Genomic DNA, 19,865 nt, shown 5'->3' with positions numbered 1-19,865 from the left:
CGCGCGCGGGGAAAAGCCCCGTTCCGCCCGGCACACCCTGACCGGTCGAAGGACGACCGCGACGGGCAGGTCTCCTGGCTCGCGGGTCGGGGCCGGTCCGCCGCCTTCTCGGGGGCGGACCCCCAATGGCGTGATGGCGGACGGCTCGCCGCTTACAGTTGCAGGGGCAGCCGGGGCGTCACACCCCATTCCCTTTTGATCCCCGAGGGGAACCTGTCGCGGGGGGAGCGATAGGCGCGTGGGAGGAGGGAGGCAACACCGCTATTCCCTTCCCATCTCCTGCCGTCCACCCCGGCGGAGGCCGGGGCCCAGTTGCTGTGACGTTTCTGGCGCTTCATGGGACGCCGAAACTGGACCCCGGCCTTCGCCGGGGCGGCGCTATTGTTGTTGGGGAGAAGAGCGTTACTCCTCGCCGCGCAGCGCCTTCAGGAAAAAGGCATATTGCCGCCGCATCGCGTACGCCACCGGGCCGGTGCTGCGCCCCGCCGTGTGCTCGCCGCCGGGAATGACCAGCAGGTCGAAATCCTTGTCGGCCTTGATGAGCGCATCGACGACCTGGGTCGTGCTGGCGGGATCGACATTGGAATCCTGCTCGCCGACGACCAGCATCAGCTTGCCCTGCAATTGGTGCGCATGGACCACGCCCGAGGCGTCGAGATAACTCTGGTCGACCGGATAGCCGAGCCATTGTTCGTTCCAGTCGATCTTGTCCATCCGGTTGTCGAAACACCCGGCATAGGCGACCCCGGCCTTGTAGAATTCGGGATGGAAGAGCAGCGCGTTCAGCGTGCTCTGCCCACCCGCCGAGCCACCATAGATGCCGACGCGGCTGATGTCGGCGGCGGGGTCTTTCACGTTCAGCGCCTTCATCCAGGCGATGCGGTCGGGAAAGCCGCTGTCCGCCAGATTCTTCCAGGCGACGTCGTGGAACGACTTGGACCGATTGGCGGTGCCCATGCCGTCGATCATCACGACGATGAAGCCCAGGTCGGCGAGCTGCTGCATCCCCATGACCTTGTCGCCGCCGGAAAAGCCGCCGAACGGCCAGAAGGCCTTGGGCACGAAACTGTCGTGCGGCCCGGCATAGATATTCTCGATCACTGGATAACGCTTGGCCGGATCGTAATCGCGCGGGCGCACGACCAGGCCGTAGATATCGGTCCTGCCGTCGCGGCCCTTGGCGGTGAAGCGCTCGGGCGGGCGGAACCCGGCGGCGGTCAGCGCGGTAATGTCGCCCTTTTCCAGCGTCTGGATCAGGCGGCCGTCGCGCGCGTCGTGGAGTTCCATCGTTTCGGGCAGGTCGGTGCGTGAATAGACGTCGACGTAAGTGGTCATGTCGGGGGAGAAGCGCACCTCGTGCGTCGCATTCTCCCGGGTCAGCCACGTCAGGTTGCGACCATCGAAATCGACCCTAAACCAGTGTTTGTAATAAGGGTCCTCGCCGGGCACGAAGCCGCTGGCCGAGAACCAGATTTGCCGCTTGTCGTCATCGACCTTGGCAATGTCGCGGACCAGCCAGTTGCCCTTGGTAATCTGGCGCACGATCCGGCCGGTCGCGCCGTCGACCAGATAGAGATGCCGCCACCCGTCACGCTCGGACGCCCAGAGGATTTCGCGGCCCAGTCCCTTCACGTCATGCGACCAGATACGGTCGCGAAAGACGAAGGTCTTTGCCGTCTCGGTCACGGCGGCGTGCGCCCGACCGGTATCGGCATCGACGGCGATGATCTTCGCCTCGCCGAAGCCGCGCTTCAGGTCGTTGAAGGCAAAGCTCTTGCTGTCGGCCCGCCACTCGGGGGCGGACAGGGTATAGGCGTTCGCGAACAGGCTCGGGTCGATCTCGGTCCGCTGGCCGTCCGACACCCGGAACAGAACGGGCTCTTCCTGATCCACCGCGTCGCCGGGCTTGGGGTAGAGTTGCTGGACGACCTCGGGCTGGACCTTGCCCGGCGGCGCGGCGAGGACGCGGGTGACCATGCGAGGATAGCCGGGGCGGACGCGCTGGAGCGCGATATGCTGGCTATTGGGGCTCCAGGCGATGCTCTCGGGGTCGTAGAAATGGGCGGGGCTGCCGTCCTGGCTCCGCCAGATATCCTTGCCGCCCCTGGCCTCGCGGACGACCAGATTGTCGTCGAGGACCAGCGCTTCGAGTTTGCCGTCGGGCGACAGGCGGGGGTGATTGTCGGCCGCCACGCGCAGGTCGCGCACCACGCCGAAGCCGCGCGGGCGGGCGGGGTTCTCGGGCGGCACGATGCGGCACACCGGCCGGGCGAGAACGCAGGAATAGGTCACGCCGTCGTCATAGCCGATGGTGAAACGGATCGCCGACCGGTCCGGTGTATAGTCGAAATGCTCGAAGGGCAGGCGCAGGGGCGCGACCGGCTGGTCCATGACCTTCGCCAGTGCCGGGGCCAGCGCGGCGGCGTCGAAGGCGGGCGCTTTGGCGCGGGTGGCGGCGTCGACATCGACGAACGCAAAGCCGCCCGCCACCGTCTTGCGATAATGGAAATGCCGTCCATCCGCATCCCATTCGGCGGGCGAGGCTATATCGCGGGTCAGCCATTGCCATTGGTCGCGTAAGCCCATCGATGCGCCGATCCGCTGGGGCACGGTCTGTGCCGCCAGCGGTGCCGTCGTCAGGAGGAGCGAGAGGGCCAGCCAATGTCTCACTGCGCCCCCCCGATGGTGAAGCTGTAGGTCAGCGGCTGGAGCGCGATGCGATAGGGCATGTGCGCCCGGCCATCGAGGTTCCAGCCGGTGTCGCCGCCCACGCCTGCCTGGCCTGCGTCGATCAACAGCGTGCCGTCGCCATGCGGATAGATGTCCGAGCTGTGCGCCTTGGTCGGCGGCTTCAGCGCGAGGTCGCTGTACGGGAAGGGCAGGGCGTTGACCGACAACGGCTGCGCCCCCGTCACGCGAAGTCCGACGCCGGTGCCGGTCAGCTGGACCCAGCGGACATCGGTCTTGTTGCCGCTCTCCTGCGGCCGGGCATAGTCGTGATACTGGTCGGCGAGCTTGCCGTTCCAGCGCGCGATGATCGCGCCGGTCTTGCGATCGGCATAGCTTTCCCAAGGGCCCCGCCCGAACCAGCTGACTTTGCTGAACTGCTGCCCTGGTGTCGCGAAGGCCAAGCCGACACGCAACGGATCGGGCAGGGTCGCGCGGAGCGGCGTGAAGCGCACCGTTGCGGTCGCGGCGCCGTCCGGGGCCATGGTCCAGCGGGTCTGCATCTTGACCGATCCGACGCCCATGTCCTGATCGACCACGATCGCATTCCCGTCGCGGTGAATGTCGTCCAGACGGCGATGCTCGGAGAAATAGCGCCACATCGCATGGCTCTTGGGCACGTCCGACCCGACGTCATTGTCGGTCGGCGCGCGATAGAAATTGGGCGCGCCGCCGGTCAGCAGGGTCTTGCCGTCGCGGGCATAGCGGCGGACCAGGCCGGTCATGCGGTCGATCTCCAGCACCGCGTTGCCCGCCTTCAGCGTCATCGCGTCGGCGCTTTCCTCCGGCGCGACCGATCCGGCGGGCGCGGCGGCGAAGACGGGGGCGGAGAGGGCGAACTGCTCCCAGCCGATGACCTGGCCTGCGGGCAGTGGCGGGATCGCGCCCGCCTTGGTCCGCGCGCGCAGGATCAGCGAGCGTTCGGCCGAGGCGTCCTTGGGCGCGGGCAGGGGGAAGGCAATCGGCGCGCTCTGGCCGGGCAGGACCTGCGGCGTCGCGATGCTGCCATGCGCAGTCTCGACACCATTCTCCAGCACCGTCCAGTCCAGCGTGAAGCGTGACAGGTCGATATGGTCGTGGCGGTTCACCACCTGCCAGCCGCCGCCCTCATGGGTGAAGTGGATCGGCGACTGGACATGCGCCATCTCATAATATTCGGGGTCGGGGGTGCGGTCCGACTGGATCACGCCGTCGCCCACGGGGCTGTCGTCGCCGTGCAGCCCGGCATCCTTGGGGTCGGGATCGTAATCCAGGCCCTGACCCCAATAGGGGCGGCCGGCCTTGTCCTTCAGGATCATGGTCTGGTCGACCCAGTCCCAGACGAAGCCGCCCTGAAGCTTGGGATATTTGCGGAAGGTATCCCAATAGCCCTGGAAGTCGCCGAGGCTGTTGCCCATCGAATGGGCATATTCGCACAGGATCAGCGGCTGGGTGAATTCGGGCCGCTGGGCATAGTCGGCCAGCTTTTCGACATCATCATACATGGGTGCGAAGATGTCGACATAGTCGTTGGTCGGGTGCCGCCAACCGCTCATGCTATAGCCGAGGAAGTTGATGAGGCGCGTCTTGTCATGCGCGCGAACCCACTTCGCCGCCGCCTCGAAATTCGGGCCAACGCCGCTTTCATTGCCCAGCGACCAGAAGATGACCGAAGGGTGGTTGCGGTCCCGCTCGACCATGCGCTGCACCCGGTCGAGATGCGCGGCGGCCCATGCGGGATCATGGCCCAGGTTCAGCGTCGGGTCGTTCTTTTCCTGGGTGAGGCTTAAGTAGCCGTGGCTCTCGATATTGGCCTCGTCCATCACATACAGGCCATATTCGTCGGCCAAATCGTACCAGCGCGGATCATTGGGATAGTGCGAGGTGCGGACCGCGTTGATGTTGGCGGCCTTCATCAACGCGATATCCTTGCGCATCGTCTCCTCGGACACGATTCGGAAGGTGTGGGGATCATGTTCGTGCCGGTTGACGCCGCGGATCATGATCCGCTTGCCGTTCACCCGCACTTCGCCGCCTGCGATCTCGACGGTGCGGAAGCCGATGCGGCGGCTGGTCGCCTCGATCAGCTTGCCCTTCGCATCGAGCAGTTCGACCAGCAGGGTGTAAAGGTTCGGGTCCTCCGCGCTCCAGGTCTTCACGCCCGGCACCTCGGCGGTGATCGTCGCGTTGGTGCCGGTCGGGGTCGCGGTGCGGGTCAGCACCGTGCGCTTCCCGTCGAGCAATGTCGCGCGTACGGTCGTCGCCTCGGCCGCGCCCGCCATGTCGATCGCCGCCGACAGCGTGCCGTCGCGATAGTCATGGGTCAGCCCGGCATCGATGCCCAGGTCACGGATATGGGTCTGCGGCGCGGCATAGAGGGTGATCGAGCGCTCGATCCCGTTGACGCGCCAGAAATCCTGATCCTCCAGATAGCTGCCGTCCGAATGGCGATAGAGTTCGATCGCGACCGTGTTCCGGCCCGTCTTGGCCGCGCGGCTGATGTCGAATTCGGTGGGGAGCTTGGAGTCTTCCGAATAGCCGATCTTCTGGCCGTTGACCCACAGATAATAGGCCGCCCCCGCCGCGCCGACGGTCAGCAACAGGCGACGCCCGGCGAAATGGGCGGGCACGACGAAATCGCGGCGATAGGAGGCGACCTCGTTCAGCCGATGCTCGATGAAGGGCGCGTTGCGGGGGAAGGGATAGCCGCTGCCCACGAAAATCGCGCGGCTCAGCCCCTCGGCCTGCAATATGCCGGGGACCTTCACGTCGCGCCAGCTCGATACGTCGCGGGCCGGGTCCTCGAACCCGACCGGCCGCGCCTCGGGATTGGGGGACATGTGAACCTTCCACGTCCCGTCGAGCGACAGGTGATAGCGGGACTTGGCAACATTGCCGGACAGGGCGGCGGCGCGCGTCTCGAACCCGGCGAAGCTACTGTGCATCGGTTCGGCGCCGATATGGTTGACGGCGGGATTTTCCCAATCCGGGCGGGCCCCGTCCTGGGCTGGCGCCGGGTCCGCGGTTGGGGGCGCCTGGGGCACCGTCTGTGCCGACGCGGTCCCCACGATCAGGACGGACAGGCTCGCGCATATCAACAGCCGGGTGCTGGCCATTCCATCTTCCTCATTCTGATTTGAGGACAGCCTATATTATACGGAATACCGATTAAAGGGCCGTAATCATGGTGGGTTGATTTTGATGATATAATATTACATGGGCGCGCCAAGGTCATTGGCAAGGCGATAAAGCATGATTCACAGCACGACCGTCGAACAGGGGCCAGAGCGCGTGGCGCCGGAATCGGTCGAAAATTCGGGGCACCGCCCCGGAGCGTCGGCAGAGCGGCTCGATGGCCTGGCGATTGGTGCGTCCGCTCTATGCCTGATCCATTGTCTCGCCTTGCCAGTCGTCATCGCTTTCCTCCCTGCGCTGGCGGCCTGGGCGGATGGTGGCGAACTGTTCCATATCGTGATGCTCGCCATCGCTGTCCCGCTGAGCACCTGGACGCTGATCGCGGGGTGGCGGCGGCACGGCGCGATCGCCCCGCTGGTCATCGGTAGCCTCGGGCTGACCCTGCTGGTCGCCGGTTTGGGCTTCGAGGGGCTCACGCTGGGCACCGTTTTGACCGTCGCGGGCGGCGTCACGCTGGCGATGGCGCATGTCGGCAATCTGCGCGCGACTCGTCTCTTCTATCTCACCTCGCTTTGAACCGGAGTTTCAGGGGCATGTTCAAACACACCATCGGCTGCCTGGGGGCGGCACTGCTCGCCTTGACCTGCACGGCGGCGGTCGCCGACATCCGCGAGGGCGACGAGCCGGCCCATTATCTGGCGAAGGGCAGCTTCGATCTGCTCGCCGTCCTGCCGCCGGCACCCCGGCCAGACGACATACGCGGCCGTGCCGATCGCGCCATCTTCCGCCAGACGCGCAAGCTGATCGGCACGCCGCGCTGGGACCTGGCGACCAACGACGTGCAACTGGACGATGGGCACATGGCGCAGGACTTCTCCTGCGCGCTGGGCGTGACGCTGACCCCGCAAGCCGCGCCCGCGACGATGCGGCTGATCCACAATGCGGGCTCCGACACCGCGCGCGCGACCGGCATCGCCAAGAATTTCTACAAGCGCCAGCGCCCCTATCTGATCGATAAGGGCCCGACCTGCCAGCCCGCCGTCGAATTGAAGGGCAGCTACGACTATCCCTCGGGCCACACCACGGCGGGGTGGACCTGGGCGACGCTGCTGGCCGAACTGGCCCCCGATCGGGCAACCCAGATCCTGGCACGTGGTCGGGCGTTCGGGGAAAGCCGCATCGTGTGCGGTGCGCATAATGCCAGCGCGGTGGAAGGCGGGCGGCTGTCGGCCACCGCGACGCTGACCGCCTTGTCGCAAAGCCCGGATTTCCAGCATGACTTGGCGGCGGCCCGGGCCGAGATCGATGCGCTGCGCCGCGATCCCGCCGCGCCGCGCCCCGATGCTGCCCAGTGCCAGCGTGAGGCTGCGCTGGTCGCCCAGCCCATTTTCTAAGTCCTCTCGCCCGCCTGTGCGTCCCCGCCCCCGGCTGTGGGGCGGGGTCGATCGTGCTGGAATCTTGCCTGCCACCCGGCGAAACCGCGCGACACCCTTGACCCGGGCACGCGGTTTCGCGCAGTCGCGACGCGCAAGAAACCCCAGAATGACGGGCAGGAGACTGGAATGGCCGAGGCGGATGATCGGATCGTGGCGGGCGTCGAACTCGGCGGTACGAAATCGATTGTATTGATCGGCCGTGGGCGCGACATTCTGGTGTCCGAACGGCTGCCGACGACCAGCCCGGCGGTGACGCTCGCCGCGCTGCGCCAGCGTCTGGCCGAGTGGCGCGACCAATATGCCCCCGAGGCGCTGGGCATCGGCAGCTTCGGCCCAATCGCGCTCGACAAGAGCGGCATGGACTTCGGGCATATGCTGGCGACGCCCAAGCCCGGCTGGGCGGGCGCGTACGTGGTCGGCGCGCTGGGCGAAGGCTTTGGCGAGCGGGTCGCGATCCACACCGATGTGACCGGCGCGGCGCTGGCCGAGGGGCAGTGGGGCGCGGCGCGCGGGCTGGCCGATCATGTCTATGTCACGGTCGGCACCGGCGTCGGCATGGGCATCATCGTCAACGGCCAGCCGGTGTCGGGGCGGATGCACCCGGAGGCGGGCCATGTCCGCGTCCGCCGGATCGCCGGGGACGACTTTGCGGGCGCCTGTCCCTTTCACGGCGACTGCCTGGAAGGGCTGGTCGCCGGACCCGCCATCGCGGCGCGGGCGGGTAAGCCCGCGCAGGAGCTGGCGGCGGACGATCCCGTCTGGGCCTATGTCGCGGATGCGCTGGCAGAGAGCTTTGCCGGGCTGTTCCTGACCCTGGCCTGCGGCCGCATCGTAATTGGCGGCGGCGTGGGCGTCGGCCAACCGCAGTTGCTAGACATGATCCGTGCGGGCGTGGTCGAGAAGCTGTCCGGCTATCTCCCCTTCATCAACCAGGCCGAGATCGCCAACCGCATCGTCCATGCGCAACTGGGCGACCAGGCCGGGCCGCTCGGCACGCTGGCGCTGGCGCGGACGGTGCTGGACTGACGGCATATGCCCTTCCTCCCCTTGCAGGGGAGGAAGGGCAGAATCCTCTGTCCTACAGCGAACCGATATGGTTCGTATCTCCTCGAAACGGGGGAGAGCATCATGGGACAGGGGGACGAGACCGGAGTGGACGCCCTGATCGCGCAGGTGATCGCGCGGGAGGGGGATTATAGCGACCACCCCGCCGATCGCGGCGGCGCGACGCGGTTCGGGATCAGCGAGGCTGTGGCGCGGACGGACGGCTATGCCGGGTCGATGCGCCGCCTGCCGCTGGCGCGGGCGGAGGCGATCTATCGCCGTCTCTACTGGGTGGCACCGGGCTTCGACCGGGTGGCGGAGCGTGCACCGCGTTTGGCGGCGGAGCTGTTCGACACCGGGGTGAATATGGGCACCGGCGTGGCGGCGACGTTCCTGCAACGCGCGCTGAACGCGCTCAATCGCGGAGAGCGCGACTATCCCGATCTGGTGGCCGATGGTCGGATCGGTGCGGCGACGCTGGACGCACTCGACGCGTTCCTGCGCCATCGCGGAGCGGCGGGTGAGACGGTCCTGCTGAAGGCGGTCGAGGCGCTCCAGGGCGAGCGCTATCTGCGGCTGGCCGAGCGGCGTCCGGCCAATGAGGCGTTCCTCTATGGCTGGCTGGCGGACCGGCTGTCATGAGCGGCGATACCGACCTGTGGACCCGGCGGGCGCGGCCGAGTTTCCTCTACGTCATGTATGCGCTGCTGCTGTGGAGCATTCCGATGGGGCTGCTGGCGGGCATCCGGCCCGCCATGGCCGCGGCGATGATCCGGGGTATGGCGGCGTATCTGGCCGCCATCCCGGAGCCGCTCTACGCGCTCTTCGGCACCGGTTATCTGGGCTACACCGCCGCGCGCGAATGGGGAAAGCGGCGTCAGTAGAAGCGGGCGAGCGTCAGCTTGCGGTCCTGTCCGTCGCAGGTGCGCAGGGTCACGGTCGTACCTGGCTTGCCGATGGTCCAGCGAGCGATCGGGCTGTCGACATAGTCGCGGGGCACCGGCTGTCCGTCGATGGCGCAGATCGTGTCCCCCTCGCGCCAGCCGCTCGCCGCCGCCGGGCCGCCGCGCATGACGTGGAGGACGCGCAGCCGGTCGCTCGCCACCCCCAGCAACAGGCCAGCGGTGGAGCGCTGGGCGGGCGCATCGGCATGGGGGCCGGGCTTCAGGATCATCCGCCCCGCGCCGGGGTCGAGCAGCACGCGGTAACGTTGCAGGAAGCCCGATCCGATCCGCCCCGCCGCGCCGACCGATTCGCTAAAGCCCTGGGGCGGCTCGACCCGCACCTCGATGTCATGCGCGGTCAGGTTGCCCAGCCGGACCGTCGGCACGATCGCCAGGTCGTTGACCGTCGGCCCCGCCAGGCCGAAGCCGATCGCGGTCGTGGTCGGCAGGGTGGTGAGCTTGGCCGTCCGCCACCCCGCCTGGGTGACGGTCAGCGCCGAGCCGTCGCCGGTATCGACGATGATCGGCGACAGCTTCGCCGCGCCCAGCCCGACCGCGCTTTCATAGACCCGCCGCTCGGGCGAGACGGTCAGCGGCGCGGTCGATCCGGTGAACGGCATCCGCCCCGACGGGATCAGGCGGAACCGCTTGGCGGCATAATCGATGTCGAGCGCATGCGGGGCGAGCAGGTCACGCCCGACCAGCAGGTCGACCGCCGTCGCATCGCCCGTCGCCAGCGCGGGCAGCGGCGCTACCACTACCCCGCCGCCCGTGCGGGTCAGGCCGCCCAGTTCCAGCCTCCGGGTCGGCATCCACCCGATCGCGACCGCACCACCGATGGCGCTTGCCTCGCCACCGGGTCGGACCTTGGCCTTCGCGGCCAGCGGGGAGGATTGCGACAACAGGGTGAAGCTGACCCCGGTATCGAGGATCGCGGTCACGCTCCGCCCGTCGATGGTCATGGCAAAGCGGATCTGGTTGCCGGGTGTCAGTTCAAAGGGAATCCAGCGTTGCTCGGCGTCGGGAGCCAGCGTGGCCACCCCCGGATCGCGCGCGGCCGCCGCGACGACATCCTCCTGTACGGGCGCGGCGGCGGCGGGCCTGGCTTGTCGTCCCGCATGGGGCAGCGCCATCGCGGCGATCAGGAGCAGGGGGAGGGGCAGCAAATAGAGCGGTCGGGGCATCACGCCTCAACGCGTAGCGGATCGGGAAGCTGCGCGCGCGGCAATTCGTGACGACGACGGTGCGCCGTGCATCGGGTATCGGTCAGGTGTCGGTCAGGCCGCGTCGGCGAGGCGCAGTGTTCCCTTGCCCGCGCGCTTGGCGGCATAAAGCATCGTATCGGCGACATGCAGGGTGTGGCGCACATCGGATGAGGGTGCCAGTGCGACGCCGCCGATGCTGACGCCGATGGTGATGGGCGGGCGGTCTTCCAGGTGGAACGGGGCGCGGGCGGCGGCGATCAGACTTTCGCCGACCGCCGCTGCCTGGGCGGCGTTCGTATCGCGTAGGATCACGGCGAACTCGTCCCCGCCCAGCCGCCCTAACAGATCGCCGGGGCGCAGCGGGGCGGAGAGGCGTTCCGCCACCGCCCGCAACAGGTCGTCGCCGGTCGTATGGCCATAGGTGTCGTTGACCGGCTTGAACCCGTCGAGATCGAGATAGAGCACATAGCTCGTGCGCCCCCCGGGACGCGCCACGCGGGTGCATTCGTTGGACAGTTGATTCATGAACTGCGCCCGATTGGGCAGACTCGTCAGGCTGTCGTGAAAAGCGAGGTGCTGGGCCTTGTTCTCGGCGCGGATCAGCTGGGCGTGGGTCCGGTGCATATTGAAGATCATCATCACGATGCCGATCAGCCAAAGCGGCAGCTGAAGCAGGATGACCGGCATCCCCGGCATGCCCGAAAGACCCGCGAAAAGGGTATAGGGCGTGATGAACAGGATCGTCTGCAGCGTGGCGAAGCGCGGTGCCCCGGCGTTGTTATAGGCCCCGCCAAAGCCAACCGCGACGATGACCAGCCCGCTCAGGATCATCAGCAGCGGTTCGCCGGTCCGCGCGCCCTCGCCACAGATCGCGCCGACGATGATCGACCAGTACAGGCTTGCCGCCAGCAATCTGGTCGGCGAGTCGACCCGCTCGGCATAACCGATCATCCGATAGCGCAAGACGGCGGCGGGGATGAACAGGGTGACCAGCACGGCGGGAACGCGCCAGTCGAAATAGAAGCCGTAACAGCCCAGGACCATCAACAGGCATAGGGTCGCGAACAGCACGCTCGACCGATTGGTATAGAGCAGCCGGGTCAATTCGGGTCGGATGGCCTCGTTCTCGGGATCGGCCGGGCGGGTCAGCCAGCGGACCCACGCCGGATCGGCGGGGCAAGCGGCATCGCCGGGATTCTCTCGGTCGATCCGTATCGGTGACGCAGATGCCACAGGTTCGATCTCTCTCCGCGGTCGCTCTCCGGACGTGCGGCACGTGAAAGCGAGAGACCTAATGATAGGCTATAATGGTAAATATTGGATAAACGGGACCTGCACCGTCGCATGGCCCGGACTTGCCGAACCGCCGTTACAGGCAGACCTCCAGCAACGGCTTGTCGAAGCCGAACTGCTTGGCCTTGTCCAGCGTATAGGGGCGCAGGCCCGCCGAGCGATACTCGCCGATGATCTTGCCGTCGGTGCCTTCGTCCAGATACTCGAAGCTGAACAGCTCCTGCGTGACGATCACCGGGCCTTCCATGCCGATCACCTCGGTGATGTTGGTCACGCGGCGGCTGCCGTCGCGCAGGCGCTTCACCTGGATGACCAGATCGACCGAGTCGGCGATCTGGCGGCTGATCGCTTCCTTGGGCACCTTGATGTCGGACATCATCACCATATTCTCCATGCGGGCCAGCGCCTCGCGCGGGGAATTGGAGTGGAGCGTGCACATCGAGCCGTCATGGCCGGTGTTCATCGCCGCCAGCATGTCGAAACATTCCGCGCCGCGAATTTCGCCCAGGATGATCCGGTCGGGGCGCATACGCAGCGCGTTCTTCACGAGGTCGCGGATGCTGATCTCGCCCTGTCCCTCCAGATTGGCGGGACGGGTTTCGAGCGGGAGCCAGTGCGGCTGCTGCAGGCGGAGTTCGGCCGCGTCCTCGATGGTCAGCACGCGCTCGCCCGGGTCGATCATCTTGGACAACGCGTTCAGCATCGTCGTCTTGCCCGAGCCGGTGCCGCCCGAGATGACGATGTTGAACCGCGACGCGCCCGCGATCTTCAGGAAGGTCGCCATGTCCTGGCTCATCGATCCGCCGTTCGCCATCATGTCGAGCGTGATCGGTTTCGCCGAGAATTTGCGGATCGAGATGGCGGTGCCGCGCAAGGACAGCGGCGGGACGATCACGTTGACGCGGCTGCCGTCCTTCAGCCGGGCGTCGGCCAGCGGCGTGGTCTGGTCGACGCGGCGGCCGACCGAGTTGACGATGCGCTGCGCGACCTGGAACAGATGCTCCTCGTCGCGGAAGCGGATATTGGCGAGCTCCAGCTTGCCCTTGCGCTCGACATAGGTCTGTTCGGGTCCGTTGACCATGATGTCGGTGATGTCGGTATCGGCCAGCAGTTCCTCGAGCGGCCCCAGGCCGAGCAGCTCGTCGACCAGCACCTTTTCCAGCGCGAACTGCTCGCGCCGGTTCAGCGTCAGCTTCAGCTCGGCCAGCACCTCGCCGATGATCGGGCGGAATTCCTCGGCCAGCTCGTCCTTGCCCAGCGTCGCGGCGGCCTCGGGATCGACGCGTTCGAGCAGGCGGGGGAGGACCTGTTCCTTGATCCGGTGGATCGACGCCTCGAACCCCTCGCCGCGGGCGGGGGTGGGCTCGGCCGGGGCGGCCTGGCGCTCGGCGAGGCGCTGCATCGCGTCGGGGACGGGGCCCGCATTCTCGGCCAGCGTCGACAGCGGCGGGAACTGGTCGCCGCCGGGCGCGGGCGATTCGGGGCGGATGGCCGGGCCCGGCCCGTGCATCGGACGCGCGACACCGAAGGCCGGGCGCCCTCCCGGCGCACTACCCAAACCCTGACGGCGACCGAACGCGTTCATGCCCATCTTTCCCATGACATGGGGTCCGTTCGTAATTGGCAAGATTTACCATATGCCTAACCGATCGCGGTTGCGGCGGATGGAGCGGGCGGGATATGGCCCGCTCCTGATGCTGAGCCGGTTCGTCCTTGCCCCCCTGTTATCGGCCCTGCTGATGGTCGCCGGACTGTGGCCCGTCGCGGCGGGCGCCGACGATATCGCCGCGACCGCGCGCGGCGTGGTGCGGGTCGTCACCATCGCGATGGTCGACGATGAAGTGGCGGGCTTCGGCCATGGTTCGGGCTTCGCCGTCGCGCCCAATCGCATCGTCACCAACGCGCATGTCGTCGAACTGGCCGAGCGCTATCCCGACAATGTGGTGATCGGCGTGGTCCCGTCGGAGGGCAGCAAATCCTATCAGGGCCGCGTCATCGCCTATGATTCGCGGCGCGACCTGGCGCTGATCGAGGTGAGCGAGGCCAAGCTGCCACCCGCCGCTCTGTTCACCGGCCCGGTGACCGAGGGGGATCAGGTGATCGCGCTGGGCTATCCCGGCAATGTCGACCTGGCGACGGCGCAGTCAGCGGCGGACTATATCCGCCCGCTTTCGCCCGTTCGGTCGCAGGGCGTGGCCTCGGGCCGCCGCGCACTGACCGGGATCGAGGTGCTGCTCCACACCGCCAGCATCGCGCGCGGCAATTCGGGCGGACCGCTGCTCGATCCGTGCGGGCGGGTGATCGGGGTTAATTCGGCACTGACGCGGGCCGATGACGGCGATTCGACCTTCGGCTTCGCCATCGCCGATACCGAGCTGATGGCGTTCCTGCGCGCCGCGAAACAGCCTTACGCCTCGGTCGGTGTGCCCTGCACCTCGATCGAGGAGCGGCTGCGCGAGGATAGTGCCGCCGATGCCAAGGCGATCGCCGATGCCGCCGCCGCCAAACGCGAAGAGGCCAATGCCGCCGCCTTCCGCCGCGAGGAGGCGCTGAACACCGCGCGCGCACAGGCCGAGCGGTCGCGCGAGAATGCCATGGCGGTGGCCGCGCTGCTGCTGGTCGCGGGCGCGCTGGTGATCGGCGGGGCCGGATTGCTGGAGACCCGGGGCAAGCGGCGTCATGCGATCATCGCCGCCTCGGTTGGTGGCGTGACGATCGTCGTGGCGGTGGCCGTCTTCCTGCTGCGCCCGTCCGCCGAGATCAGCCTGCCGCGCGAGAGTATCGCGACGACGACCGGCCAGACCCCGCCGGGCGCGGCGATCGGTCCGCTGCTGTGCACGCTCCAGCCCGATCGCAGCCGGATCACCGTTTCCTCGACCGCCGAGACCCGGCTCGATTGGGGCGCCAAAGGCTGTGTCGACGGCAAGACCCAGTATCTGGAAGGCGAGGGCGGATGGCAGCGGATCATCGTGCCCGATGAGGAGCCGACGGTGACCGTCGCCCGCTTCGACCCCGTGACGCGGACCTATACCCAGACCCGCTACATGCTGCCCGCCGCGACGATGGAGTCGATCCGCAAGCTGCAACAGCCGACGACACCGCGCGGCTGTGTGAAGACCGACACCGCGCTCCAGAATCTGGAAGGCGTGCAGGCGCAGATTCGCCAGCAGTTGCCGCCGCTGCCCAATGAGAAGCTGGTCTATAGCTGTCGCGCGGGCCGCTGACGCGAATAGGGCTTGTCCCCGTTTCCTCGATCCGGTGAGATAGCGGTCCGATCGGGGGAACGGCTTGGGAGGGCCGGGGGGGACATGAAAAGGACGGGATCGCGTGTGCGCGGCTGGGTGATGGCCGCGTTGACGATGATGGGCATCGGGCTGTCGGTGGCACCGGCCCAGGCCGAATGGCGCGAGGCGCGGGCGAAGCACTTCGTCCTGTACGGCAACATGTCGGACGGCGATATCCGCGCCATGGCGACGCGGCTGGAGCAGTTCGACGCCGTGCTGCGCTATTTTTACCAGCTGCCCGAGGTCGAGGGGCAGGAAAGCAATCCCGTCACCGTCTATGTCGTGCCCAATGTCGCGGCGATCCGGCGGCTTTATGGCAAGGGCGGCGATCACGTCGCGGGCTTTTACCAGCCGCGCGTCTCGGGCTCTGTCGCCTTCACCCCGCTCCGGGGCGAGGGGGAGGGGCCCAACGCATTGCAGCCGCAATATGTGCTGTTCCACGAATATGCCCATCATTTCCTGTTCGGCAATTCGGGGGCGGCCTATCCCGCCTGGTTCTCCGAGGGCTTTGCCGAATTCGCCAGCACCGCCCGTTTCGATCGTAACGGGGTGATGGTCGGCGTCGCGGCGCAGCACCGGGCGTTCGGGCTGTTGGACAGCAGCAAGCTGTCGATCGACACGCTGTTCGATTCGTCGCGGCGCAAGCTCGACCCGCAACAGCTCGACCAGCTTTATGGTCGCGGCTGGCTGCTGACCCATTATACCATGTTCGACCCGGACCATCGGGCCCGGTTCGGCCGCTATTTGGATCTGCTCAACACCGGGACGCCGAGCCTGGCGGCGGGCAACGAGGCCTATGGCTCGCTCAAGCAGCTCGACCGCGATCTCGACAAATATCTGGGACGCAGCACGATTCCGGGGATGATGGTGCCGTTCGACCGCCTGCCCCAGGTGGCGGTGACGGTCCGCGCACTCTCACCGGGCGAACAGGCGCTGATCGCCTATCGCATGCAGTCGGATCGTGGTGTCGATCAGAAGACCGGGCGTGATCTCTATACCCGCGTGGCGTCGGTCGCGGCGGCCTATCCGCAGGATTCAGCCGCGCAGGGCTGGTTCGCCGAGATGGCCTATGACGCGGCCGAGGATGCGGTGGCCGAGGCGGCGGCCGACCGGGCGCTAGCAGTCGATGCCAAGTCGCAACAGGCCCTGCTCTACAAGGGGCTGCTCCATCTGCGCCGGGCGCAGGCGGCGCACAGCCAGGACAAGGCGGTGTGGGACGAGGCGCGCGGCTGGATCGTCAAGGCCAACCGCGCCGACCCGAATGCCGCCGAGCCGCTGGCGGTCTTCTACCGCAGTTTCGCGATGGCCGGGGAAAAGCCGCGCCCATCGGCGATACGCGGGCTCGAGCGGGCCTTTCAGCTGGTGCCGCAGGACAAGGGGCTGCGCTTCACCCTGGCGGCGCAGCAGATCGAGGCGGGGGATATCGACATGGCGAAGGCGTTGCTCCGCCCGCTCGCCTTCGATCCGCACATGCCGCCCGACAATCCGGCGGCGCAGTTGCTCGCCTTGCTGGAAAAGGGCGATCGTGATGCGGTGCGGAAGGGGCTTGCGGCCATGTCGGGTCCGGCGGCCGACGACTGAGCGTCACTCGACCGACAGCCACGCGCGGGACAGCGCCTCGCTAAAGGCGGTGCGGCGGGCCGGTTCGGCCAGCAGCGGATCGGGCAGGGCGGTGGCGGCGATCAGCCGGGCCATGCGGGCATGGGTCTTCGGTTCGGCGGGATGAAGGGTGGCGGCCGGGAACAGCGCGCGCAGGCGGTCGCCATCCCCCTCGAACGCGATCCGCGCCAGTCCGCGCGCGGTGGCGGCGATCAGCAGGTCTCCCAGCGGCGTGGGCAAGATCGCCCATTCGATCGTCACCCCTTCGCCGCCGCGCCGCCACTGGCCCGGCGCCATACCCAGGCGCTGTTCGCTGTCGGCGTAGAAGCGGCTGGGCCCGGCATAGCCCGCTTCGTACAGCGCGCGGGTCACGCTTTCCTCGGTGGCCAGCGCTTCGGTCGCCCGGACGCCGCGTAGCGCACGGGCATAGGCGGCAGGCGTCACCCCGGTCGCCCGCTTGAACAGCCGGTGGAAATGGTGGGGGGTATAGCCGACCCGCTCCGCCAGCGTGGCGAGCGGGGGCATCGCGTCGGCGGCCTCCAGAATCGCGATGGCCTCCGCCACCGCCTGGCGATCACGAGTCACCGCATCGGGCAGGCAGCGCAGACAGGCGCGATAGCCCGCCGCCCTCGCCGTATCGGGGCTGTCCATGAATCGGACATGCTCGCGCCGGGGCCGCCGGGCGGCGCAGCTGGGGCGGCAATAGATGCCCGTCGTCCGCACCGCGACAACGAAGCGGCCATCCGCCGCCCGATCCCGGCGCGCAAAGGCATCCCAGGCGGCGTCTTCGTCGATCGGGCAGGGGGTATGAGCGGTCATGGCGACGATCTTGCCAGAAGCCGCTGTGGCATTCATCCCACGGCTTGCGCGCAAACACGTTACAATGGCGTCACCGACCTGTCACAAGTTGCGCCACGCACCTTGCATAGAAATGTTCCCGATGCTAACCGCCCGCCAACCCATCGGAGGCGCGTTTTTCGCGCCCCGTTCCCCATGGGGCCAACCCGTTCGTTGTTCGAGGAATTCGCATCCGTGGAGATGTCCGGCGGTACTATAAGCGGCACAGGCGGCATCCAGGCGAGCCTGGGTGGTCGTTATGCGCTCGCGCTGTTTGAAACGGCCGAACAGGGCCGTTCGATCGACACGATCGAGGCGAGCCTCGTGACCCTTCGCGACGCGCTGGTCGCCGACAAGGATCTGGTCGCGCTGACCAAGAGCCCGGTCGTGGCGCGCGGGCAGGCGGTCAAGGCGATCCTGGCGGTCGCCGATACGCTGGGCCTGGACGGGGTGACCAAGAATTTCCTCGGCGTCCTCGCCGAGAATCGGCGCCTCTCGGCGCTGCCGCAGATCATCCGTGCCTTCCGCCAGCTGGCCAGCCGCCATCGCGGCGAGGTCGCGGCCGAAGTGACGAGCGCCCACCCGCTGACGGAAGGACAGGTCGCCGAGCTGAAGCAGCAGCTGCGCACCCGCGTCGGCCGCGAGGTGTCGGTCGACCTGTCGGTCGATCCCGACCTGCTCGGCGGGCTTGTCGTCCGCATCGGTTCCCAGATGATCGATAGCTCGATCCGCACCCGTTTGAATGCGCTCGCCAGCGCGATGAAAGGCTGACGTTCCCATGGATATCCGCGCCGCAGAAATCTCCAAGGTCATCAAGGACCAGATCGCCAATTTCGGCACCGAGGCCCAGGTCAGCGAGACCGGCCAGGTGCTGAGCGTCGGTGACGGCATCGCGCGCATCTACGGCCTCGACAATGTCCAGGCGGGTGAGATGGTCGAGTTCGCCAATGGCGTGCAGGGCATGGCCCTTAACCTCGAAGCCGACAATGTCGGCGTCGTGATCTTCGGCTCGGACGCCGAGATCAAGGAAGGCGACACCGTCAAGCGCACCGGCACCATCGTCGACGTGCCGGTCGGCCGTGGCCTGCTGGGCCGCGTCGTGGACGGTCTGGGCAACCCGATCGACGGCAAGGGCCCGATCGAGGCGACCGAGCGTCGCCGCGTCGAGGTGAAGGCACCGGGCATCATCCCGCGTAAGGGCGTGCACGAGCCGGTCCAGACCGGCCTGAAGGCGATCGACGCCCTCGTTCCCGTCGGTCGTGGCCAGCGCGAGCTGATCATCGGCGACCGCCAGACCGGCAAGTCGGCCGTCGCGATCGACGCCTTCATCAACCAGAAGACGGTCAACGCCGGCACCGACGAGTCGAAGAAGCTCTACTGCATCTACGTCGCCGTGGGTCAGAAGCGCTCGACGGTCGCGCAGCTGGTCAAGACGCTCGAAGAGAATGGTGCGATGGAATATTCCATCGTCGTCGCCGCGACCGCGTCGGAGCCCGCCCCGCTTCAGTTCCTCGCGCCGTACACCGGCACCGCGATGGGCGAGTATTTCCGCGACAACGCGATGCACGCGCTGATCGTGTTCGACGATCTGTCGAAGCAGGCCGTGGCGTACCGCCAGATGTCGCTGCTGCTGCGCCGTCCGCCGGGCCGTGAAGCGTATCCTGGCGACGTGTTCTATCTGCACAGCCGTCTGCTCGAGCGTGCGGCCAAGATGAACGACGCCAACGGCGCCGGTTCGCTGACCGCGCTGCCGATCATCGAGACCCAGGCGGGCGACGTGTCGGCCTATATCCCGACCAACGTGATCTCGATCACCGACGGCCAGATCTTCCTCGAAACTGACCTGTTCTTCGCGGGCATCCGTCCGGCGATCAACGTCGGCCTGTCGGTCAGCCGCGTCGGCTCGGCCGCGCAGACCAAGGCGATGAAGAAGGTGTCGGGCTCGATCAAGCTGGAGCTCGCCCAGTACCGCGAAATGGCGGCCTTCGCGCAGTTCGGCTCGGACCTCGACGCCTCGACGCAGAAGCTGCTGAACCGCGGTGCGCGCCTGACCGAGCTGCTCAAGCAGCCGCAATTCTCGCCGCTGCCCTTCGAGGAGCAGACCGCGTCGATCTTCGCGGGCACCAATGGCTATATCGACAACGTGCCGGTGGCGCAGGTCGTCCGCTACGAAGCGGCGATGCTCGCCTATCTGCGCAACGACCATGCCGATGTGCTGGCGATGATCCGCGACACCAAGGATCTGGGTGACGAGGCCAAGGGCAAGCTCAAGGCCGCGCTCGACCAGTTCGCGAAGATCTTCGCGTAAACTAAACATGGCCCTCTCCCCGCTGGGGAGAGGGTTGGGTGAGGGGACGCCCTAAGCGACCCCGCCCGTGGCAA

General features: G+C 67.4%; 15 protein-coding genes and 1 riboswitch. Of the genes, 9 read left to right on the top strand and 6 right to left on the bottom strand.

All coding sequences use genetic code 11. From position 1 onward, the window contains the following. Positions 1–47: 47 nt before the first annotated feature. Positions 48–232, bottom strand: a riboswitch (cobalamin riboswitch). A gap of 170 nt (positions 233–402) precedes the next feature. Further along, entirely contained in the window at positions 403–2,670 is a 2,268-nt protein-coding gene (locus tag SSA01S_RS07805; RefSeq protein ID WP_061779940.1) for a S9 family peptidase, read from the bottom strand. Further along, positions 2,667–5,822 (bottom strand): glycoside hydrolase family 2 TIM barrel-domain containing protein, encoded by a 3,156-nt coding sequence (locus SSA01S_RS07800; protein WP_061779939.1) that lies wholly within the window; start codon positions 5,820–5,822, stop codon positions 2,667–2,669. The genes SSA01S_RS07805 and SSA01S_RS07800 overlap by 4 nt, the downstream gene beginning before the upstream one ends. A gap of 136 nt (positions 5,823–5,958) precedes the next feature. Between SSA01S_RS07800 and SSA01S_RS07795 the strand changes: the two genes are divergently transcribed. The 5 genes from SSA01S_RS07795 (at position 5,959) to SSA01S_RS07775 (ending at position 9,205) form a co-directional block, all read left to right on the top strand. Then, positions 5,959–6,417 carry a MerC domain-containing protein gene (locus SSA01S_RS07795; protein WP_082794992.1) on the top strand — a complete coding sequence of 153 codons (459 nt, stop codon included), beginning with the start codon at positions 5,959–5,961 and terminating at the stop codon, positions 6,415–6,417. A 17-nt stretch (positions 6,418–6,434) separates the two neighbouring features. Continuing rightward, on the top strand, positions 6,435–7,235 hold the full coding sequence (locus tag SSA01S_RS07790; RefSeq protein WP_061779938.1) for an acid phosphatase: 801 nt from the start codon (positions 6,435–6,437) through the stop codon (positions 7,233–7,235). Positions 7,236–7,403: 168 nt separating this feature from the next. Then, positions 7,404–8,303 (top strand): ROK family protein, encoded by a 900-nt coding sequence (locus SSA01S_RS07785; protein WP_082794991.1) that lies wholly within the window; start codon positions 7,404–7,406, stop codon positions 8,301–8,303. Between the two features lie 102 nt (positions 8,304–8,405). Beyond that, entirely contained in the window at positions 8,406–8,963 is a 558-nt protein-coding gene (locus SSA01S_RS07780) for a glycoside hydrolase family 108 protein (RefSeq protein WP_061779937.1), read from the top strand. Further along, positions 8,960–9,205 carry a 3TM-type holin gene (locus tag SSA01S_RS07775; RefSeq protein ID WP_061779936.1) on the top strand — a complete coding sequence of 82 codons (246 nt, stop codon included), beginning with the start codon at positions 8,960–8,962 and terminating at the stop codon, positions 9,203–9,205. Before SSA01S_RS07780 ends, SSA01S_RS07775 begins: the two co-directional genes overlap by 4 nt. On the opposite strand, the gene SSA01S_RS07770 is transcribed toward SSA01S_RS07775, so the two are convergent. From SSA01S_RS07770 to SSA01S_RS07760, 3 genes are all read right to left on the bottom strand, one after another. After that, complete coding sequence (locus SSA01S_RS07770; protein ID WP_061779935.1) at positions 9,199–10,449, bottom strand: aspartyl protease family protein; 1,251 nt, start codon at positions 10,447–10,449, stop codon at positions 9,199–9,201. The two genes, SSA01S_RS07775 and SSA01S_RS07770, sit on opposite strands and share 7 nt — an antisense overlap. Before the next feature lie 93 nt (positions 10,450–10,542). Then, a complete protein-coding gene (locus SSA01S_RS07765; protein ID WP_061779934.1) occupies positions 10,543–11,703 on the bottom strand; it encodes a GGDEF domain-containing protein in 1,161 nt (386 codons plus the stop codon). 136 nt (positions 11,704–11,839) lie between these two features. Next, positions 11,840–13,348 carry a TadA family conjugal transfer-associated ATPase gene (locus tag SSA01S_RS07760; RefSeq protein WP_061779975.1) on the bottom strand — a complete coding sequence of 503 codons (1,509 nt, stop codon included), beginning with the start codon at positions 13,346–13,348 and terminating at the stop codon, positions 11,840–11,842. A gap of 109 nt (positions 13,349–13,457) precedes the next feature. On the opposite strand from SSA01S_RS07760, the gene SSA01S_RS07755 reads away from it, so the two are divergent. After that, positions 13,458–14,987, top strand: a complete 1,530-nt coding sequence (locus tag SSA01S_RS07755; RefSeq protein WP_061779976.1) for a S1C family serine protease — start codon at positions 13,458–13,460, stop codon at positions 14,985–14,987. A gap of 84 nt (positions 14,988–15,071) precedes the next feature. Further along, the gene (locus SSA01S_RS07750) at positions 15,072–16,628 is read left to right on the top strand and encodes a hypothetical protein (protein ID WP_244885617.1); all 1,557 of its coding nucleotides are present in this window, start codon (positions 15,072–15,074) and stop codon (positions 16,626–16,628) included. A gap of 3 nt (positions 16,629–16,631) precedes the next feature. On the opposite strand, the gene SSA01S_RS07745 is transcribed toward SSA01S_RS07750, so the two are convergent. Further along, positions 16,632–17,465: a bifunctional transcriptional activator/DNA repair enzyme AdaA gene (locus SSA01S_RS07745; RefSeq protein ID WP_156477710.1), complete on the bottom strand. Its 834-nt coding sequence runs from the start codon at positions 17,463–17,465 to the stop codon at positions 16,632–16,634. Between the two features lie 219 nt (positions 17,466–17,684). Here SSA01S_RS07745 and SSA01S_RS07740 point away from each other — a divergent pair, with 219 nt between their 5' ends. Then, positions 17,685–18,254, top strand: a complete 570-nt coding sequence (locus SSA01S_RS07740) for a F0F1 ATP synthase subunit delta (RefSeq protein ID WP_061779974.1) — start codon at positions 17,685–17,687, stop codon at positions 18,252–18,254. A gap of 7 nt (positions 18,255–18,261) precedes the next feature. After that, complete coding sequence (gene atpA / locus SSA01S_RS07735; protein ID WP_056430575.1) at positions 18,262–19,791, top strand: F0F1 ATP synthase subunit alpha; 1,530 nt, start codon at positions 18,262–18,264, stop codon at positions 19,789–19,791. Positions 19,792–19,865: the final 74 nt, after the last annotated feature.

This window comes from Sphingomonas sanguinis NBRC 13937 (assembly GCF_001591005.1).
GTDB lineage: Bacteria > Pseudomonadota > Alphaproteobacteria > Sphingomonadales > Sphingomonadaceae > Sphingomonas > Sphingomonas sanguinis.
This window is presented reverse-complemented; position numbering and strand designations above follow the sequence as displayed.

Bases quoted from the DNA above. Each gene is read 5' to 3' on its own strand.
- SSA01S_RS07800 (WP_061779939.1), bottom strand. From the start codon at position 5,822: ATGGCCAGCACCCGGCTGTTGATATGCGCGAGCCTGTCCGTCCTGATC.
- SSA01S_RS07795 (WP_082794992.1), top strand. From the start codon at position 5,959: ATGATTCACAGCACGACCGTCGAACAGGGGCCAGAGCGCGTGGCGCCG.
- SSA01S_RS07790 (WP_061779938.1), top strand. From the start codon at position 6,435: ATGTTCAAACACACCATCGGCTGCCTGGGGGCGGCACTGCTCGCCTTG.
- SSA01S_RS07785 (WP_082794991.1), top strand. From the start codon at position 7,404: ATGGCCGAGGCGGATGATCGGATCGTGGCGGGCGTCGAACTCGGCGGT.
- SSA01S_RS07780 (WP_061779937.1), top strand. From the start codon at position 8,406: ATGGGACAGGGGGACGAGACCGGAGTGGACGCCCTGATCGCGCAGGTG.
- SSA01S_RS07775 (WP_061779936.1), top strand. From the start codon at position 8,960: ATGAGCGGCGATACCGACCTGTGGACCCGGCGGGCGCGGCCGAGTTTC.
- SSA01S_RS07770 (WP_061779935.1), bottom strand. From the start codon at position 10,449: ATGCCCCGACCGCTCTATTTGCTGCCCCTCCCCCTGCTCCTGATCGCC.
- SSA01S_RS07760 (WP_061779975.1), bottom strand. From the start codon at position 13,348: ATGAACGCGTTCGGTCGCCGTCAGGGTTTGGGTAGTGCGCCGGGAGGG.
- SSA01S_RS07755 (WP_061779976.1), top strand. From the start codon at position 13,458: ATGCTGAGCCGGTTCGTCCTTGCCCCCCTGTTATCGGCCCTGCTGATG.
- SSA01S_RS07750 (WP_244885617.1), top strand. From the start codon at position 15,072: ATGAAAAGGACGGGATCGCGTGTGCGCGGCTGGGTGATGGCCGCGTTG.
- SSA01S_RS07745 (WP_156477710.1), bottom strand. From the start codon at position 17,465: ATGACCGCTCATACCCCCTGCCCGATCGACGAAGACGCCGCCTGGGAT.
- SSA01S_RS07740 (WP_061779974.1), top strand. From the start codon at position 17,685: ATGTCCGGCGGTACTATAAGCGGCACAGGCGGCATCCAGGCGAGCCTG.
- atpA (WP_056430575.1), top strand. From the start codon at position 18,262: ATGGATATCCGCGCCGCAGAAATCTCCAAGGTCATCAAGGACCAGATC.